Here is a 2,211-nt window from a genome sequence, read left to right as displayed (position 1 = left end):
AGCAACCATTTGGGTGTTAGCGTCTATTGGTGTAATGATAGCCACCGAAAACTTGGGCGCAGCTATTAAGCTTTCTGTGCTGGTGGTCGGTATTTTATACGGTGTTGATGTGCTTGAAGCTAAGTTTAAAAGTTTAAGTAAAGGTGTGCACACTAAAGTTAAAATTTATTCTAAGCGCTATTATCGCAAAAGCGAAAATAAAACAGAGCGCCACTTATAAAGTGGCGTCTTTATAATTAAATTTATAACTAACTTAATACTAATTTTTGATGCACTAAAGCATCGCAAAGTGCTTGTGGGCGGCCTAAATAATAGCCCTGAACCTTATCGACATTTAGTTTGCGTAGGGTGTTTATTTCTTCTAGTGTTTCTATGCCTTCGGCAATAATATTACAACCAATGTCTTTAGCAAATCCGCATAATGCTTTAGCTAATAAGTATTTACGACGATCGCTATTAATGTTTCGGGTAAGGCTAATATCAAGTTTAATAATATCTGCTTGTAGCTCCAAAATATGCTGAAAAGAAGAATACCCCGCACCAACATCGTCTATAGCTAGGCGTATGCCTTTTTTACGCAGTGGCGCGAGTGCCGTTAACATTTCATTGTAGTTGGCAATAGGAGAGTGTTCGGTTACCTCCAATACTATATTACTGCAATCAGAAATAGCAGCTAATGCATTGGCAACGGCACCACTTAGTATATGCTCTGGAGAGGTGTTAATTGACACATACACCTCTTTATTAAAATGACTCATATTGCCTAAAACATTGTTTATTGCCAACATTTCTAGGGCTTCACCTAAACCAAACTGTGCTGCTTCATCAAACCAAATGTTAGGTGTTCTATAGGGCTCAACAAAAAAGCGAGACAAGGATTCGTAACCCGAAACTTTATTTGTGTTTAAGCTATATATAGGCTGGTAGTAAATTTCAATATTGTTTGTGTTTATAATATTAAGTACGTTAGATTTAATAAGTTGTTTTGCTTCATTGTCTTGTATTTGTGTATCAATAAGCTGTGAAGCCAGATCTGAAATTAAATTTAAAAACGCCAGATCACGCTTGTTTAATGTGTCGTCCTCTTGCTCGTTATAGCAGCAAAATGTGCCATAAATATCGCCGTTATATAAGGTAATTGGCACCCCAATATAAGCGCCAATATTAAGCTTTTTAGTAACCGGCATATCGCGGGTTATACTATTTTTACTGGTGTCAGGTATTATATTATCTAGTTCATTATTGGCTAATTTATTACAGTAGGTTTCGTTTATGGGATCAAAATTACCTACTTTTACAATCTCGTTAGGGCGTTTGGTATCAACTAATTTAAATATACGTTTAGAGTCTTTAAACTCAGAAATAAAAGCAACGTCCATATCAAGGTGTTTACGAATAAGTGCTAGCAAGCGAGTTAGTCTAGTATTGAGATCAGTCTCTGCTTCAATATCTAATAGTAAATTTTCACTAAAATTTACATGCATATTTCCAACTTCCTGTGTTTTAGTTAATGGTTTATATTAATACAGTAGCCTAGCTTGTTTTTAAAGTATTAACCAAACAATTTTTTTCTCACTACTTTACGATACTCTCTGGGTGTTTGGTTCAGTATTTTTCTAAATATTCGCGTTAAATGACCTTGATCGTTATAGCCTACTTCTAACGCTACTTCCTGAATTGATAAATTTGACGAAGCGAGCAACTCTTTAGCACCTTCTACTCGTAACTGTTGCCAATACTCAATAGGGCTTTGGTTGGTAGCTGCTTTAAAGCGCCGCGTAAAAGAGCGATAGCTTAAATTAAACTGTGCGGCTACATCCTGTAAATTAAGCTCTGTTGCTAAGTTGGTTTTTAACCAAAATTGAATTTGGGCAATTAACTCATCGGGATGGCGATCAACCGCACCTTCAAGATAGCGCTGATCTTCGTAGGGTTTGCGTATTTCGTGGGAAAAATTGCGCTCAACATGCTGCGCGGCAGCTTTGCCATAATACTGCCTAATAATATGCACTATTACATCGGCTAGGGCGTTTAGGCTGGCTACGGTATAGAGTCGCTCGGATTGAGTAATAAAAAAGTCAGGCTTTAACAGTACTTTGGGGTAGTCGTGACTAAATTGTTTAGCGTAATGCCAATGGGTGGTTGCTGGGTGCCCGTCAAGTAACCCGGCCTCTGCTAGTAAACAGTTGCCAGTGCCTACACCTATAATAT

2 protein-coding genes and 1 pseudogene are annotated in these 2,211 nt (G+C 37.5%); 1 reads left to right on the top strand and 2 read right to left on the bottom strand.

What is annotated here, in order from left to right:
- A pseudogene (locus tag L652_RS0103065) lies at positions 1–220 on the top strand (MgtC/SapB family protein); the annotation flags it as partial.
- A gap of 28 nt (positions 221–248) precedes the next feature.
- Here L652_RS0103065 and L652_RS0103060 read toward each other — a convergent pair.
- Entirely contained in the window at positions 249–1,484 is a 1,236-nt protein-coding gene (locus L652_RS0103060) for an EAL domain-containing protein (RefSeq protein WP_024594761.1), read from the bottom strand.
- Positions 1,485–1,552: 68 nt separating this feature from the next.
- On the bottom strand, positions 1,553–2,211 hold a 659-nt coding region (locus L652_RS0103055; protein ID WP_024603274.1), incomplete at its 5' end, for a helix-turn-helix domain-containing protein.

The organism is Pseudoalteromonas sp. TB25 (assembly GCF_000497995.1).
In the GTDB taxonomy this organism is placed as follows: domain Bacteria; phylum Pseudomonadota; class Gammaproteobacteria; order Enterobacterales; family Alteromonadaceae; genus Pseudoalteromonas; species Pseudoalteromonas distincta.
Note: the sequence above shows the minus strand (reverse complement) of the source record. Positions and strands in the feature narration are given on the sequence as shown.

Excerpts from the sequence above, each read along its gene's own strand:
- L652_RS0103060 (WP_024594761.1), bottom strand. The coding sequence starts at position 1,484 with ATGCATGTAAATTTTAGTGAAAATTTACTATTAGATATTGAAGCAGAG.